16 protein-coding genes and 1 tRNA gene are annotated in these 14999 nt (G+C 64.1%); 3 read left to right on the forward strand and 14 right to left on the reverse strand.

Annotated features, from left to right (window positions below):
• Positions 1-8: 8 nt before the first annotated feature.
• The 14 genes from nuoK to N2602_RS21580 form a co-directional block, all read right to left on the reverse strand.
• Positions 9-317, reverse strand: coding sequence for an NADH-quinone oxidoreductase subunit NuoK (gene nuoK, locus N2602_RS21515; RefSeq protein ID WP_008547737.1), 309 nt, complete (start codon positions 315-317; stop codon positions 9-11).
• Positions 314-952: an NADH-quinone oxidoreductase subunit J gene (locus N2602_RS21520; RefSeq protein ID WP_212257264.1), complete on the reverse strand. Its 639-nt coding sequence runs from the start codon at positions 950-952 to the stop codon at positions 314-316. The genes nuoK and N2602_RS21520 overlap by 4 nt, the downstream gene beginning before the upstream one ends.
• 9 nt (positions 953-961) lie before the next feature.
• The gene (gene nuoI / locus N2602_RS21525) at positions 962-1456 is read right to left on the reverse strand and encodes an NADH-quinone oxidoreductase subunit NuoI (protein ID WP_210268102.1); all 495 of its coding nucleotides are present in this window, start codon (positions 1454-1456) and stop codon (positions 962-964) included.
• A gap of 8 nt (positions 1457-1464) precedes the next feature.
• Complete coding sequence (nuoH, locus tag N2602_RS21530) at positions 1465-2532, reverse strand: NADH-quinone oxidoreductase subunit NuoH (protein WP_172783531.1); 1068 nt, start codon at positions 2530-2532, stop codon at positions 1465-1467.
• 10 nt (positions 2533-2542) lie between these two features.
• Entirely contained in the window at positions 2543-4618 is a 2076-nt protein-coding gene (nuoG, locus tag N2602_RS21535) for an NADH-quinone oxidoreductase subunit NuoG (RefSeq protein WP_212257265.1), read from the reverse strand.
• A 5-nt stretch (positions 4619-4623) separates the two neighbouring features.
• Positions 4624-5949, reverse strand: coding sequence for an NADH-quinone oxidoreductase subunit NuoF (nuoF, locus tag N2602_RS21540; protein ID WP_018320146.1), 1326 nt, complete (start codon positions 5947-5949; stop codon positions 4624-4626).
• Between the two features lie 15 nt (positions 5950-5964).
• Positions 5965-6171, reverse strand: a complete 207-nt coding sequence (locus tag N2602_RS21545; RefSeq protein ID WP_172783529.1) for a hypothetical protein — start codon at positions 6169-6171, stop codon at positions 5965-5967.
• Complete coding sequence (gene nuoE / locus N2602_RS21550) at positions 6171-6782, reverse strand: NADH-quinone oxidoreductase subunit NuoE (RefSeq protein WP_091885987.1); 612 nt, start codon at positions 6780-6782, stop codon at positions 6171-6173. The genes N2602_RS21545 and nuoE overlap by 1 nt, the downstream gene beginning before the upstream one ends.
• Before the next feature lie 11 nt (positions 6783-6793).
• Positions 6794-7771: an FkbM family methyltransferase gene (locus N2602_RS21555; RefSeq protein ID WP_172783527.1), complete on the reverse strand. Its 978-nt coding sequence runs from the start codon at positions 7769-7771 to the stop codon at positions 6794-6796.
• Positions 7771-8967, reverse strand: a complete 1197-nt coding sequence (locus N2602_RS21560; RefSeq protein WP_172783526.1) for an NADH-quinone oxidoreductase subunit D — start codon at positions 8965-8967, stop codon at positions 7771-7773. Before N2602_RS21560 ends, N2602_RS21555 begins: the two co-directional genes overlap by 1 nt.
• Before the next feature lie 2 nt (positions 8968-8969).
• Entirely contained in the window at positions 8970-9584 is a 615-nt protein-coding gene (locus N2602_RS21565; RefSeq protein ID WP_212257267.1) for an NADH-quinone oxidoreductase subunit C, read from the reverse strand.
• A gap of 11 nt (positions 9585-9595) precedes the next feature.
• Positions 9596-10186, reverse strand: coding sequence for an NADH-quinone oxidoreductase subunit B family protein (locus N2602_RS21570; protein ID WP_036025347.1), 591 nt, complete (start codon positions 10184-10186; stop codon positions 9596-9598).
• The gene (locus N2602_RS21575) at positions 10177-10542 is read right to left on the reverse strand and encodes an NADH-quinone oxidoreductase subunit A (protein WP_008136158.1); all 366 of its coding nucleotides are present in this window, start codon (positions 10540-10542) and stop codon (positions 10177-10179) included. The genes N2602_RS21570 and N2602_RS21575 overlap by 10 nt, the downstream gene beginning before the upstream one ends.
• A 696-nt stretch (positions 10543-11238) precedes the next feature.
• The gene (locus tag N2602_RS21580; RefSeq protein WP_260379347.1) at positions 11239-13497 is read right to left on the reverse strand and encodes a TonB-dependent siderophore receptor; all 2259 of its coding nucleotides are present in this window, start codon (positions 13495-13497) and stop codon (positions 11239-11241) included.
• Between the two features lie 420 nt (positions 13498-13917).
• On the opposite strand from N2602_RS21580, the gene N2602_RS21585 reads away from it, so the two are divergent.
• The 3 genes from N2602_RS21585 to N2602_RS21595 all read left to right on the forward strand — a co-directional run bounded on the left by N2602_RS21585 (position 13918) and on the right by N2602_RS21595 (position 14889).
• Positions 13918-14121 (forward strand): hypothetical protein, encoded by a 204-nt coding sequence (locus tag N2602_RS21585; RefSeq protein WP_015685754.1) that lies wholly within the window; start codon positions 13918-13920, stop codon positions 14119-14121.
• Positions 14122-14280: 159 nt separating this feature from the next.
• Positions 14281-14357: transfer RNA gene (locus N2602_RS21590), tRNA-Asp, on the forward strand.
• A gap of 202 nt (positions 14358-14559) precedes the next feature.
• A complete protein-coding gene (locus N2602_RS21595) occupies positions 14560-14889 on the forward strand; it encodes an HU family DNA-binding protein (protein WP_172783522.1) in 330 nt (109 codons plus the stop codon).
• The last annotated feature ends 110 nt before the right edge of the window (positions 14890-14999 follow it).

Genomic DNA, 14999 nt, shown 5'->3' on the forward strand with positions numbered 1-14999 from the left:
TTGAGAGCTCAGCCCTTCATCAGATTGACGTCCTCAACCGCGATCGAGCCACGGTTGCGGAAATAGACCACCAGGATGGCGAGACCGATCGCAGCTTCCGCAGCCGCGACCGTCAGCACCAGCAGCGCGAAGACCTGCCCGACGATGTCGCCGAGGAAGGTCGAGAACGCCACGAGGTTGATGTTGACCGAGAGCAGGATCAGCTCGATCGACATCAGGATGACGATGATGTTCTTGCGGTTCAGGAAGATGCCGAGGATGCCGAGCGTGAACAGGATCGCGCCGACCGCCAGATAATGTCCGAGCCCGATCGTCATTTCACCCACTCCGCGGCATCTGCGTCCGAGAGCCCCTGCCCCGGCGCCACCTTGCGCATCGCCATCGCCATGTCGGGCGTGCGTGCGTTCTGAACGTTGATGTCCTGCCGCTTGACCTTCGCCTTATGGCGCAGCGTCAGCACGATGGCGCCGATCATCGCGACCAGCAGCACCATGCCGGCGAGCTGGAAGTAGTGGATGTACTTCGTATAGAGCACGAGCCCGAGCGCCTCGGTGTTGGAGACGTTGGCCGGGATCGCCGCCGTGATCGTCTTGGAGACGCCGGGGTTGATGACCCAGAAGCCGACGGTGAGCAGCAGCTCGAACAGGAAGATGCCGCCGATCACGAGGCCGACCGGCAGGTACTCGATGAAGCCCTCGCGCAGCTCGAGGAAGTCGACGTCGAGCATCATGATCACGAACAGGAACAGCACCGCGACCGCGCCGACATAGACGACGATCAGCATCATGCCGAGGAACTCGGCGCCCATCAGCACGAACAGGCCGGAAGCGTTGACGAAGGCCAGGATCAGGTACAGCACGGAGTGCACGGGATTGCGCGAGACAATCACCATCACCGCCGAGGCGACGCAGATGCCGGCGAACAGATAGAAGAACAGCGCGGGAAGGATCATGCCCTCACCTCACCGGTACGGCGCGTCGAGCTCGATCGCCTTCGCGATCTCGCGTTCCCAGCGGTCGCCGTTGGCGAGCAGCTTGGCCTTGTCATAATAAAGTTCCTCGCGGGTCTCGGTCGCGAACTCGAAGTTCGGGCCTTCGACGATGGCATCGACCGGACAGGCCTCCTGGCACAGGCCGCAATAGATGCACTTCACCATGTCGATGTCGTAGCGCACGGTGCGGCGGGTGCCGTCGTTGCGGCGCGGGCCGGCCTCGATGGTGATCGCCTGCGCCGGGCAGATCGCTTCGCACAGCTTGCAGGCGATGCAGCGTTCTTCGCCGTTCGGATAGCGGCGCAATGCGTGCTCGCCGCGGAAGCGGGGCGAGATCGGGCCCTTCTCGAACGGATAGTTCAGGGTCGGCTTCGGCTGGAAGAAATAGCGCATGGCGAGAAAGAACGCCGAGACGAATTCCGACAGCAGAAGCGAGCGTGCAGTGGCGTTGACGTTGATACCCATGACGGCCCTCACTTCGGCGCGATGCCGGCGAAATGCAGCACGCCGGCCACCACGATCACCATCGCCAGCGACAGCGGCAGGAACACCTTCCAGCCGAGACGCATCAATTGATCGTAGCGGTAGCGCGGCACGATCGCCTTCGCCATCGCGAACAGGAAGAACATGAAGAACAGTTTCAGCGAGAACCAGATGATCCCCGGCACCCAGTTGAAGGGCGGCAGGTCCACCGGAGGCAGCCAGCCTCCGAGGAACAGGATCGTGGCCAACGCGCACATCGTGACGATCGCGACATACTCGCCGAGCATGAACAAGAGGTATGGCGTCGAGCCGTACTCGACCATGAAGCCGGCGACGAGCTCGGACTCCGCTTCGACGAGGTCGAAGGGCGGACGGTTGGTTTCCGCCAGCGCCGAGACGTAGAACACCACGAACATCGGGAACAGCGGCCAGACATACCAGTTCAGGATGGTCAGCTGCGGCAGCCCGATCAGGCTGGCAAGGCCGCGGGCATGCTGGGCCTCGACCACGGCCGAGAGGTTCAGCGTGCCGGCGCAGAGCAGCACGGTGATGATGACGAAGCCGATCGAGACTTCGTAGGAGACCATCTGCGCCGCCGAGCGCAGCGCGGCCAGGAACGGGTACTTCGAGTTCGACGACCAGCCGGCCATGATGATGCCGTAGATCGACAGCGACGAGATCGCGAAGATGAAGAGGACGCCGACATTGATGTCGGAGATCACCCAGCCGAGATTGGTCGGGATCACCGCCCAGGCCGCGAGCGCGAGCACGCACGACACCAGCGGCGCCAGCAGGAACACGCCCTTGTTGGCGCCGGCCGGAATGATCGGCTCCTTCAGCACGAACTTGAGCAGGTCGGCGAAGGATTGCAGCAGGCCCCAGGGACCGACCACGTTCGGGCCACGGCGGATCTGCACCGCCGCCCAGATCTTGCGGTCGGCGAGCAGGATGTAGGCGATCGCCACCAAGAGGACGACGAGCACCAGGACGCTCTGGGCGACCATGATGATCAGCGGCCAGAGGAACCCGGTCCAGAATGCGCTTTCGAAGAATTCCATCAGATCACGCTCACTCTGCTGCGGTCAGCATGTGCCCGGAGGCGAGGCGCGAGCATTCCGCCATCACGGCGGACGCACGCGCGATTGGGTTGGTCAAATAGAAGTCCTCGACCAGGGGCTTGAACGGCGCCTTCTCGGGCGAGCCGCCCTTCCCCGCCAGCTTCTTGATCTGCTCGGCGGAGCCGGCCTCGATCTGGTCGAGACGGATCAGATGCGGCACGGCCTTGAACACCGCTTGGCGCAGCGCCGAGAGCGAGTCATAGCCGAGCTTCTTGCCGAGCGCTTCCGACAGCGCGCGGACGATCGCCCAGTCCTCGCGGGCTTCGCCCGGCGGGAACGCGGCGCGACCGGTCATCTGCACCCGGCCTTCGGTGTTGACGTAGATCGCGGACTTCTCGGTGTAGGCGGCCGCCGGCAGGATGACGTCGGCGCGGTGCGCGCCGCGATCACCATGGGTGCCGATATAGACGACGAAGGTGCCATCCGGCGCCTTGATCTCGTCGGCGCCGAGCAGGAACAGCAAGTCGAGCGTGCCGAAGGTCGTCATCTGCGCCGCATTCAGGCCGCCTGAGGTTGCGGCGAAGCCGATGTCGAGCGCGCCGACGCGCGAGGCGGTCTCGTGCAGCACGCCAAAACCGTTCCAGCCGTCCTTCACCGCGCCGACGTCGAGCGCGAGCTTGGCGGCGGCGGCGAGGATGGCGGCACCGTCGTGACGGGCGGCCGCGCCCGCACCGACCAGGATGATCGGGTGCTTGGCGTTCTTCAGCACGTCCATGAAGGAGTGCTTGCCGGCCGCGAGCTCACCCAGCGTCTCGGTGCCGGCACCGAGGTGGTCGTAATCATAGGTCAGGTCGGGCTTGGCACCGATCACGCCGACCTTGAAGCCACCGGCGCGCCAGCGCTTGCGGATGCGGGCGTTGAACACGGCCGCCTCTTTCCGCGGGTTCGCGCCGATGATGAGCAGCGCATCGGCCTGCTCGACGCCGGCAAGCGTCGGATTGAAGATGTAGGAGCCGCGGCCGAGCGCGGGGTCGAAGGCATCGCCGCCCTGCACCGCCAGATTGCTCGAGCCGTACTTGGCCAGCAGGTCCTTCAGCGCGAACATCTCCTCGACGCCGGCGAGATCGCCTGCGATCGCACCGATGCGCTTGCCGTCGGTGCGCGCCGCCTTGGCGGCGATCGCGGCGAAGGCCTCGGTCCAGCTTGCCGCGCGCAGCTTGCCCGCCTCGCGGATATAGGGGCGGTCGAGGCGCTGGGTACGCAGGCCGTCGACGACGTGGCGGGTCTTGTCCGAGATCCACTCCTCGTTCACGGCCTCGTTGATGCGCGGCAGGATCCGCATCACCTCACGGCCGCGGGTGTCGACGCGGATCGCAGAACCAAGACCGTCCATGACGTCGATCGACTGGGTCTTGCCGAGCTCCCACGGGCGCGCCGCGAAGGCATAGGGCTTCGAGGTCAGCGCGCCGACCGGGCAGATGTCGACGAGGTTGCCCTGCAGTTCCGACGTCAGGGCGTGCTCGAGATAGGTCGTGATCTCCATGTCCTCGCCGCGCCCCGTCGCGCCCATCTCGGGCGCGCCGGCGACTTCCGCCGAGAAGCGGACGCAGCGCGTGCACTGGATGCAGCGGTTCATCGAGGTCTTGACCAGCGCGCCGAGATACTTGTCCTCGACCGCGCGCTTGTTCTCGGCGAAACGGCTAGTGTCGACACCATAGCCCATTGCCTGGTCCTGCAGGTCGCACTCGCCGCCCTGGTCGCAGATCGGACAATCCAAGGGATGGTTGATCAGAAGAAATTCCATCACGCCTTCGCGCGCCTTCTTCACCATCGGCGAACGCGTGGAAATCTCCGGCGGCTCGCCCTTGGGGCCTGGACGGCAGTCGCGCACGCCCCAGGCGCAGCTCGCGACCGGCTTCGGGCCGCCCTTCACCTCGACGAGGCACATCCGGCAATTGCCGGCGATCGACAGCCGCTCGTGATAGCAGAAGCGCGGAATCTCGGCGCCGGCCGCCTCGCACGCCTGAAGCAGCGTGTACTCGGCGGGGACATCGATCTCTTTGCCGTCGATGATGAGCTTGGTCATGTCTCTTACTCCGCCGCGACCATGTTCACGGGATCGCGGACGCCGATATCGTCGACATCGGCCTTGTGCGAATACTGGTCGATGCGCGCTTCGATCTCGTGACGGAAATGCGCGATCAGGCCCTGGATCGGCCAGGCCGCCGCGTCGCCGAGCGCGCAGATGGTGTGGCCTTCGACCTGCTTCGTCACCTCGAGCAGCATGTCGATCTCGCGCTTGTGGGCGCGGCCTTCGGCCATGCGGGTGAGGACGCGCCACATCCAGCCCGTGCCCTCGCGGCACGGCGTGCACTGGCCGCAGCTCTCATGCTTGTAGAAATAGGAGATGCGGGCAATCGCACGGATCAGGTCGGTCGACTTGTCCATCACGATCACGGCGGCGGTGCCGAGGCCCGAGCGCAGCTTGCTTAAGGAGTCGAAATCCATCGGCGTGTCGATGATCTGCTCGGCAGGCACCATGCGCACCGACGAGCCGCCGGGGATCACGGCCTTGAGGTTGTCCCAGCCGCCGCGAATGCCGCCGCAATGCTTGTCGATCAGCTCACGGAACGGGATGCCCATGGCCTCTTCGACGTTGCAGGGCCGCTCGACATGGCCGGAGATGCAGAACAGCTTGGTGCCGACATTGTTCGGGCGGCCGATGCCGGCGAACCACGCCGCGCCGCGGCGCAGGATGTCGGGTGCAACGGCGATGGACTCGACGTTGTTGACGGTGGTCGGGCAGCCGAACAGACCGACGTTGGCCGGGAACGGCGGCTTCAGGCGCGGCTGGCCCTTCTTGCCTTCGAGGCTTTCGAGCAGCGCGGTCTCCTCGCCGCAGATATAGGCGCCGGCGCCGTGGGCGACGTAGATGTCGAACGGCCAGCCGTTGACGTTGTCCTTGCCGACCAGCTTGGCCTCATAGGCCTGGTCGATCGCGGCCTGCAGATGCTCGCGCTCGCGGATGAACTCGCCGCGGACATAGATGTAGCAGGCATGCGCGTTCATCGCGCAGCTCGCGATCAGGCAGCCTTCGATCAAGAGATGCGGATCGTGCCGCATGATCTCGCGGTCCTTGCAGGTGCCGGGCTCGGACTCATCGGCGTTGACGACGAGATAGCTCGGCCGGCCGTCGGTCGATTCCTTCGGCATGAAGGACCATTTCAGACCGGTCGGGAAGCCGGCGCCGCCGCGGCCGCGCAGGCCCGACGCCTTCATCTCGTTGATGATCCAGTCGCGGCCCTTGTCGATGATGTTCTTGGTGCCATCCCAGGCGCCGCGGCGCCGCGCACCCTCGAGCCCCCAATCGTGGAGGCCGTAGAGGTTCTTGAAGATGCGGTCCTTGTCCTCGAGCATATCAGTGCTTTCCGATCAACGATTGGACTGCTTGTAGGCAAGTCCGGCGGCGCAGATGCCAAACGTCAGCGCCCAGAGCGAAGCCGATTCCAGCGATGCGTTCAGGCCGAAGCGCTGCAGCAGGAAGATGAAGGCGGCCGCCACCACGGCGTGCATCGCGATGAAGCCCCACTTCTTCATGCCAACGCTCCCCTGCGCTATCGACGAAGCGAGATCACGCATCAGGTGATCTCCTTCAGCGTGGTCGGCCCGGTGATCGGCGCCGAGAACTGGCGGCCGTTCTGCGGACCGGGCTTCGGCGGATTGCCCGAAGCGAAGCCGTCGAGCACCTTGCCGAAGCTTTCCTTGGTCAGGTCCTCATAGGTGTCCTTGCCGATCAGCACCATCGGCGCGTTCACGCAGGCGCCCAGGCACTCCACCTCCTCCCAGCTGAAATTGCCGTCCTTGGAGAGATGGAAGGGCTCGTGATGGATGCGGTGCTCGCAGACGTGGATCAGATCCTCGGCGCCGCGCAGCCGGCACGGCGTGGTGCCGCAGACCTGGACGTGAGCCTTCTTGCCGACGGGGGCGAGCTGGAACATGGTGTAGAAGGTCGCGACCTCCAGCACGCGGATATAGGGCATGTCGAGCATGTCGGCGATGACGCGGATCGCAGCTTCCGACACCCAGCCCTCGTTCTGCTCCTGCGCGCGCCAGAGGATGGCGATGACAGCGGAGGCCTGACGTCCGGCCGGATATTTCGCGATCTGCTGCCGGGCGAATGCGAGGTTCTCCTCCGTGAACGCAAAGCTCGCGGGCTGGACTTCCTTCGGTGCTAATCGGCGAACGGACATAGCTCAATCTCTCACTGCATGCGGCGCGCGGATTTCGCATTCAGGTTCTTGGCGTTGAGGGCTTCGATCCTGTCCTGCCAGAATGCGCTTGCGGTGCCGAAAACGTTGTAGCCGACGTGGGTCGAGACCTTGATGCGGTCGAGGATCGACAGCTCGGTCACGGTCTCCATGCGGTTGCTGCGCGGATCGAACACGATCAGCTTCAGCGGGGTCTGTTCGAGGATGAAGCGCGACACGGCGTGCGAGCGGTCGCTGCCGTGCTCCTCGCACATGATGACGCTGTCGGCCTCAAGCAGGCGGACGCCGCCCTTGATCGCCTCGATCTCGACGCCCTCGACGTCGAGCTTGATCAGGTACTTGCCGCTCGCGGCGATCTTGCCGTCGTCGATCAGGTTGTCGAGCGCGATCACCGGCACCTCCTCCCCGCCCGCCGACTGATCGCCGGCGATGCTGAAGGCCTCGTGCTTGGTGCCCGATAGACGCGCGGTGCCGCGCGCCGCGCCGATCGCGCACTTCATCGTCTCGAAGCGGCCAGCGTTGACGCGCGCATTGTTGGCGAGCTTCGGGTAGTTCTGGCCCGACGGCTCGATCGCAATCGCCTTGTGCGCGCCGAACGGCTTGCTCGAGACCAGCACCGACCAATAGCCGTAATTGGCGCCGCAATCGAGCAGCGTGTAGTCGACGTCGATGGAATCGGCGAACAGCAGCTCGAGCTCGTCTTCATAGTTGTACGAGCGGTTGAGCAGCTTGCTCCAATAGCCGTCGCCGTAGGGAAATTCGAACACCGCGTCGGAATTGAGCCTGATCGCGATGTTGCGCTCGGGCAGCGTCTTGCGCAGCAAATTCGCGCAGGCGATGTAGCCCATGTGCGAGAAGTGCGAGGAGATCTTCGATCCCGTCACCAGCGCCAAGGCAGCCGTCCGCTCCCACAGGTTGGCCCCTTCAAGGGCCCCCGAGGCGCGGTCAAACTGGATTGGCGCCTGCGCCATCACCGATCGACCTCTCCGAACACGATGTCGAGCGAGCCCAGGATCGCCGAGACGTCGGCGAGCAGATGGCCGCGGCAGATGTGGTCCATGGCCTGCAGATGCGCAAAGCCCGGCGCGCGGATCTTGCACTTGTAGGGCTTGTTGGTGCCATCGGCGACAAGATAGACGCCGAACTCGCCCTTGGGCGCCTCGACCGCGGCATAGATCTCGCCGGCCGGCACGTGGACGCCTTCGGTGTAGAGCTTGAAGTGGTGGATCAGCGCTTCCATCGAGCGCTTCATCTCGCCGCGACGCGGCGGCGCGACCTTGTTGTCGGCGACGACGACCGGGCCCTTGCCGTCCGGCGCGTTCAGCTTCTGGATGCACTGCTTCATGATGCGCACGGACTGGCGCATCTCTTCCATGCGGATCAGATAGCGGTCGTAGCAGTCGCCGTTCTTGCCGATCGGGATGTCGAAATCCATCTCGGCGTAGCACTCATAAGGCTGTGACTTGCGCAGGTCCCAGGCCGCGCCCGAGCCGCGCACCATCACGCCCGAGAAACCCCACTCCCAGGCTTCCTTCAGCGGCACCACGCCGATGTCGACGTTGCGCTGCTTGAAGATGCGGTTGGCGGTGAGCAGGCGATCGAGATCGTCCACCACCTTGAGGAACGGATCGCACCAGGCCTCGATGTCGTCGACCAACTTCTGCGGCAGATCCTGGTGCACGCCGCCGATCCGGAAGTAAGCCGCATGCATGCGGCTGCCCGAGGCGCGCTCGTAGAACACCATCAGCTTCTCGCGCTCTTCGAAGCCCCACAGCGGCGGGGTCAGCGCGCCGACGTCCATCGCCTGCGTGGTGACGTTGAGCAGATGCGACAGGATGCGGCCGATCTCGCAATAGAGCACGCGGATCAGCTGGCCGCGGCGCGGCACCTCGATGCCGAGCAGCTTTTCGGCGGCCATGCAGAAGGCGTGCTCCTGGTTCATCGGCGCGACGTAGTCGAGCCGGTCGAAATAAGGGATCGCCTGCAGATAGGTTTTCTGCTCGATCAGCTTCTCGGTGCCGCGGTGAAGCAGGCCGATATGGGGATCGACGCGCTCGACCACTTCGCCGTCGAGCTCCAGCACGAGGCGCAACACGCCGTGCGCCGCCGGATGCTGCGGTCCGAAATTGATTGTAAAGTTGCGAAGCTGTTCAGATTGCTCGTTCATGATCAGACCTTCGGCCCCGCTTTTTCATCGCCCGGAAGCACCGGATAGTCGGCACCTTCCCAAGGAGACAAAAAGTCGAACTTGCGGAATTCCTGGTTGAGCCGGACCGGCTCGTACACCACCCGCTTCTCCTGGTCGTCGTAGCGGACCTCGACGAAGCCGGTGAGCGGGAAATCCTTGCGCAGCGGATGGCCCTCGAAGCCGTAGTCCGTGAGGATGCGGCGCATGTCGGGATGGCCGACGAAGAACACGCCGTAGAGGTCGTAGGCTTCGCGCTCGAACCAGTCAGCGCCGGGGAAGATTTCGATCAGCGACGGCACCTGCGTGGTCTCGTCGGCTTGCGCCTTGAGCCGGATGCGCGCGTTAAGGGTCGGCGACAGGAAATGATAGATCACGTCGAAGCGCTTCTCGCGATCCGGGTAGTCCACGGCGGTGATGTCGGTGATGTTGACGAAACGGCAGCTCGGGTCGTCGCGGAGGTACTTGACCACCTCGACGATCCTGGCGGCCTCGACGTCCACGGTGAGCTGATTGAAGGCCACCGAGTGACCGGTCGCGGCGCCCGGAAGCGCGCTAACGATCGTCTGCCCCAGGGCGTCGAGCTTGGCGTCGTCCATGACGTAAAACCTTAGCGTTCGATGGTGCCGGTGCGCCGGATCTTCTTCTGCAGCAGCAGCACGCCGTAGAGCAGCGCTTCCGCCGTGGGCGGGCAGCCCGGCACGTAGATGTCGATCGGCACGATGCGGTCGCAGCCGCGCACGACCGAATAGGAATAGTGATAGTAGCCGCCGCCATTGGCGCAGGAGCCCATCGAGATGACGTAGCGCGGCTCGGGCATCTGGTCGTAGACCTTGCGCAGCGCCGGCGCCATCTTGTTGGTCAGCGTTCCCGCAACGATCATCACGTCGGACTGGCGCGGCGAGGCACGCGGGGCAAAGCCGAAGCGCTCGACGTCGTAGCGCGGCATCGAGACCTGCATCATCTCGACCGCGCAGCAGGCAAGACCGAAGGTCATCCACATCAAGGAGCCGGTGCGCGCCCAAGTGATGAGGTCGTCGGTCGCGGCCACGAAGAAGCCCTTGTCGGACAGCTCGGAATTGACCTCGAGGAAGAACGGATCATTGGCCCCGACCGGCTTGCCGGTGGACGGGTCCAGAATGCCCTTGGGGGCCGGCGCGATCACCGGACCCGCGGACTGCGTAGCTGGGTTCAATCCCATTCGAGGGCTCCTTTCTTCCATTCATAGGCGAACCCGACCGTCAGCACGGCGAGGAACACCACCATGGACCAGAAGCCGGTCGCGCCAAGCTTGCCGAACGCCACCGCCCAGGGAAACAGAAACGCCACCTCGAGGTCGAAGATGATGAAGAGGATGGCGACCAGATAGAAGCGAACGTCGAACTTCATGCGGGCGTCGTCGAACGCGTTGAAACCGCACTCGTAGGCCGACAGCTTTTCCGGGTCCGGCTGCTGGAAGGCCACGATGAAGGGCGCGATCAGCAGCACGAGGCCGATGAGGCCCGCTACCCCTATGAAGACGACAAGTGGAAGATAGTTCTGCAGAATGCCGCTCATTGGCGAGCCCTTTTTCCCGCAGCCTCGGGACAGCCACGGATTCGTCCGATTTGGAATTATTCTGAGCCTTAGCGCAGTGCACCAATGGGCGCAAGACACGCTCTTTTCAGGCCCTTAGCCGCCCCCAGAACCGTGAAAATCCCGGAATCACCCCGCGGCTGGTATGGAGCAGATCGCCATGGCCAGCAAGGGCTGCCACGGCCTCGCAGGTCAGCCGTTCGGAGATTGCGGCGCTCGGGCCGAGCCAGTTATTTGCTGTGCGATGACCGACCAAAATGCTCAGGTTTTTGGTGCGGCAGCGCACTCCAGCCCCGGCAATCGCCGCCGCGGGGGCACCCCCGTCGTTCCGGCGACGCTATTTTGCCGGTGGCCAGCGCGGCCAGGACGCCAATGATGATGCCGCCGCATCAGGTGCAGGAAAGACACCTTTCCACAGCCGTGAGTGATCAAAACAGCCATGCCGCACGACGGGACCGCTGGTCTGACGAATGCGCCGGCGGTCGGCTTTAAGCCGACCGCGAGCGCGGCGGCGGCGACCTACTGGTCGCGCGCCGCGCTCGGATGAGCTTCGGGCCGGGGGGCATGGCCCGCGGGCTCATCGTGACGGCGGATCAGCGGTCGTCCGGGCGGAGGCGAACGAACATCACGATCAATTGCTCCAGCCCCGGAGCCTTCCGGCCCTGCCCTCGCCCGTCCTCACCATTTGTAGGAGACGCTGGCGGTGACGCGGCGACGGTCTCCGTAGAAGCAGGACGTGGCCGACGCGCAGCTTGCGACATAGATCTTGTCGGTCAGGTTGATCACGTTCAGCGCCGTGCGCCAGTTCTGCCACTCGTAATGGAGCGCGAGATCGCCGAGCACGACCGCGGGAACCTCGAGCGTGTTGGCCTGGTCGGCCCAGGACGAGCCGATATAACGCACACCGCCGCCGAAGCCGAACCCTGCGAGCGGTCCGTCCTTGAAGGTGTAGTCCGCCCACCCCGACACCAGGAGTTCGGGCGTGTTGGTCGGTGTCTTGCCGACCAGCGCCGGATCCAGGTCCTTGCTGTTGAAGAGATGATAGGCCGTGAAGGCGCCGATGAATTTCAGCTCCTTCGTGGCATTGGCCACCGCTTCCAGCTCGATGCCGCGCGACGTCACCTCTCCGGTCTGGTTCTGCAGCACCGGGACGATGCCCGCGCCGGTGGTTGTCGTCACGTTCTGGCGAACGAGATCGAAGACCGAGACGGTGAAATAGCCGTCAAATCCGACAGGCGCGACCTTCACGCCGATTTCGGCCTGCTTGCCGGTCTCCGGCAGGAACAGCTGGTTCGCCGCATTGAGGCCGATGATCGGGTTGTAGCTCGTCGAGTAGGAGACGTAGGGCGCGATGCCGTTGTCGAAATTGTAGATCAGCCCGGCGCGACCGCTGAACCTGCTGTCGTCGCGGCTGGCGACGGTCGCCCCGGTGTCACGGGCTTCCTGCGTCGTCTCGACCCAATCATTGCGGCCGCTTAGCACCAGCGTGAAATTGCCGAGCTTCATCTGGTCCTGAAGATAGGTGCCGGCCTGCTTCTGCGTGATCAGGAAGTTCCGGAACGGCGAGCCCGGCAACGGAACCTCAGCTCCCCCATAGGCCGGATTGAAGACGTTGATCGAGGGCACACCGAACCCGAAGGCCTGATAATCGTCGATCTGATAGCCCCGCAGATCGACACCGAACAGCATCGTGTGCCTGACTGGACCGGTGTTGAAGCGATACTCGAGCTGATTATCGAGATTGGCCTGATTGGCCGTGTTCTTCGCGTACCAATTGTAGCGATTGAGCGTGGCCGTATTGATGTTGGCCCAATCGTTGCCGACATAGCCGCGGTAGCTGATGTCGACATGCGCGAAGCGAGCGTTCTGACGGAACGTCACATCGTCGGTGAGATGGCGCTCGAACTGATAGCCGAGCATCTCCTGCTCGCGCGTGAACTTGTCGACGCTGGGATCGCCGGCGAAGAAGCTGGTCGGGATCTTACCGAACGGCGCGCTGGTCACCGTTCCCTGATAGGGCAGGAAGTTGATGCCGCGGGTATCCTGCTTCGAGGCCGAGGCCAACACCGTGAAGGTGGTGTCGGCATCCGGCTTCCACGTGAATGACGGCGCAATGAAGTAGTTGTTGTCAGGTGTGAAGTTCACCTGCGTGCCGCCGTTCTGGACCTGGCCGACAACGCGCGCGAACAGCTTGCCGTTCTCAGGACTGGTCGCGACCGGGCCGCCCATGTCGAAGCTGACATAGGCGTTGCCGAAATTGTTGACGCCGGCCTCGATGTAGCGGATCGGCTCTGCCGGAGGCATCTTGCTGATGACGTTGACGATGCCGCTCGGGCTCGATCCGCCGTAAAGCACGGCTGACGGACCGCGCAACACCTCGACCCGCTCCATGTTGGGAGTCTGCAGCTTCCAACTGGCATAGGACGTGTAGAACAGCTGCATGCCGTCGAGGAACAGACCGATATCCTCGGACTTGAAGCCGCGGATCAGCCACCAATCGTTCCGGGTGTCCGTGCCGAAAGTCCCTGCCCGGACGCCGGCGGTGTAGCGCAGGACCTCGTCGAGCTTGTTCGGCTTCTGGTCGCGGATCTGCTCGGCACCGATGACGGACACCGCCTGAGGTGTCTCCATGATCGGCGTGTTGGTCTTGGTGCCCGATGAGCTGCGACCGGCGACATAGCCGTTCACCGGCCCGCGCGGCGTCTCCACGAAGCCGACTTCGCGCCGTGGCTGCGGCTTGTTGCGCTCGGCGGTCTGCACCGACGATCGCGTCGCGCGGCGCTGTGGGGCCGCGGCAGCACGTCTGCGTGTTTCCGGCGCGGTGACGGTGACCGAGGGCAGATTTTGCGCGCCACTCTGCGCGGAAGATTGTGCAAGCGATGCCTGCGGCATCAAGACCCAAGCGGATGCGGTCGCCAACACGGCCGACCGCAGCATTCCAAGACTGTTCAACGCGCCACCCCAAAGCTGCATGTTCGATGCGTCATGCCGCCTGTCCCGGAACGGCATGCGCTTGGGGTGACGCTTATGTGAGGGCGCGCGATTTCCCTAATTGAAAGCTTCTTAGAACGGGTCTTAGAAGCGATCCACAAATCGGCAGGTGCGAATGAGCTTAGCTTCCTCCGGTCGCATTCGGATTTCCCGAGCTTGCGCCACTGGTCGTCGCAATGGCCCCTGCCGGCTCACCGGGCTCCGCGCCAATCCGGATCGACATCCTCGTCTTGGAAAGGCCGGCCGCCTCCACTCCCTCCAAAGGGGAGATGAAACCATTTTGCGGAACCCGCGAAACCATCCGGAAACAGATGGCCCCTAGAAGATGAGCCCATAGACGGCGGCAAAGCCCGCCCGGAGGCTCAGATGAACCACTCAATTCATTCTGCTGATCGTGCGACCCACCTGAAGATCGTGGTGGTGGCGCTGGTAGCCGGCATTGCCGTGGCCGGCTTCGGGATCGCGGCCCGCACCAATGCCGATTACAGCCAGACCGCCCAGTCCACCCATGTGATCAAGGCCGGCAAGCCGGTGGTGGTGACCAGCGCGGGCACGTCCGAGATTCGCTGATATCTGACCTTTTGGGCTGACCATAGGCCGCCGCCGGGCGGCCTTTTCGTTTTCCAGAGCAATGCTTAGCGGGGACGCCCGGGGGAAGCGCAACGTCCTTGACTTCACCATGTCCCCCCTTTAAGTCCCCCCTCGTTCCGCGCGCGTTCAGCGAACCACGCGGGAGTAGCTCAGTTGGTTAGAGCGCCGGCCTGTCACGCCGGAGGTCGCGGGTTCGAGCCCCGTCTCTCGCGCCATTTTTGGCAATCCCCTCATAAGCTTAGCCCGAACTTCTCGACGCTTTTCGCGGCTCTGCGCGCAATTTCAGGCGGCTGCCGGGAACTCTCGGCATAGTCAGCCCGCGTCCGAATCGTCTACGCCTAGAAGGGCTTGGAGGGACCCCACATATTCTCGGCTTTTTTCGGGACTCCCTGTCATTGGACGATGAGGAGGCCAGACATGGCTAAGAAGGATCCGGCTAAGAGGGATTCGGCGAAGAAGACAGCCGCGCCCGCCACGATCACGCTCAAGCACCTCGCTGCCGACATTGCCGACCGCCAGGATGTCTCCAAAAAGCACGCCGAGGCGGTCCTGACCGACATGGTCGATCTGATCGCCAAGCACCTCAAGAAGGGCGACCGGGTCCGCATCGTCGGCCTTGGCATCCTCCAGGTCCGCAAGCGCGCCGCCCGCACCGGCCGCAATCCGACCACCGGCGAAGCGATCCACATCAAGGCCAGCAGGAAGGTCGCGTTTCGCCCGGTAAAGGAACTGAAGGAGGCGATCTGAGGCCATTTTTCGTTAAGCCTGGTCGTTAGGCCTGGCCCGAGCCCGTTCCGGCCGCTTCACGGCCCGCTTTTCTGATATACCGCCTGCTTCCCGAACTCGGCGGTTTGACC

This window comes from Bradyrhizobium sp. NC92 (assembly GCF_025200865.1).
In the GTDB taxonomy this organism is placed as follows: Bacteria; Pseudomonadota; Alphaproteobacteria; order Rhizobiales; family Xanthobacteraceae; genus Bradyrhizobium.

Bases quoted from the DNA above. Each gene is read 5' to 3' on its own strand.
- nuoK (WP_008547737.1), bottom strand. From the start codon at position 317: ATGACGATCGGGCTCGGACATTATCTGGCGGTCGGCGCGATCCTGTTC.
- N2602_RS21520 (WP_212257264.1), bottom strand. From the start codon at position 952: ATGATCCTTCCCGCGCTGTTCTTCTATCTGTTCGCCGGCATCTGCGTC.
- nuoI (WP_210268102.1), bottom strand. From the start codon at position 1,456: ATGGGTATCAACGTCAACGCCACTGCACGCTCGCTTCTGCTGTCGGAA.
- nuoH (WP_172783531.1), bottom strand. From the start codon at position 2,532: ATGGAATTCTTCGAAAGCGCATTCTGGACCGGGTTCCTCTGGCCGCTG.
- nuoG (WP_212257265.1), bottom strand. From the start codon at position 4,618: ATGACCAAGCTCATCATCGACGGCAAAGAGATCGATGTCCCCGCCGAG.
- nuoF (WP_018320146.1), bottom strand. From the start codon at position 5,949: ATGCTCGAGGACAAGGACCGCATCTTCAAGAACCTCTACGGCCTCCAC.
- N2602_RS21545 (WP_172783529.1), bottom strand. From the start codon at position 6,171: ATGCGTGATCTCGCTTCGTCGATAGCGCAGGGGAGCGTTGGCATGAAG.
- nuoE (WP_091885987.1), bottom strand. From the start codon at position 6,782: ATGTCCGTTCGCCGATTAGCACCGAAGGAAGTCCAGCCCGCGAGCTTT.
- N2602_RS21555 (WP_172783527.1), bottom strand. From the start codon at position 7,771: ATGGCGCAGGCGCCAATCCAGTTTGACCGCGCCTCGGGGGCCCTTGAA.
- N2602_RS21560 (WP_172783526.1), bottom strand. From the start codon at position 8,967: ATGAACGAGCAATCTGAACAGCTTCGCAACTTTACAATCAATTTCGGA.
- N2602_RS21565 (WP_212257267.1), bottom strand. From the start codon at position 9,584: ATGGACGACGCCAAGCTCGACGCCCTGGGGCAGACGATCGTTAGCGCG.
- N2602_RS21570 (WP_036025347.1), bottom strand. From the start codon at position 10,186: ATGGGATTGAACCCAGCTACGCAGTCCGCGGGTCCGGTGATCGCGCCG.
- N2602_RS21575 (WP_008136158.1), bottom strand. From the start codon at position 10,542: ATGAGCGGCATTCTGCAGAACTATCTTCCACTTGTCGTCTTCATAGGG.
- N2602_RS21580 (WP_260379347.1), bottom strand. From the start codon at position 13,497: ATGCTGCGGTCGGCCGTGTTGGCGACCGCATCCGCTTGGGTCTTGATG.
- N2602_RS21585 (WP_015685754.1), top strand. From the start codon at position 13,918: ATGAACCACTCAATTCATTCTGCTGATCGTGCGACCCACCTGAAGATC.
- N2602_RS21595 (WP_172783522.1), top strand. From the start codon at position 14,560: ATGGCTAAGAAGGATCCGGCTAAGAGGGATTCGGCGAAGAAGACAGCC.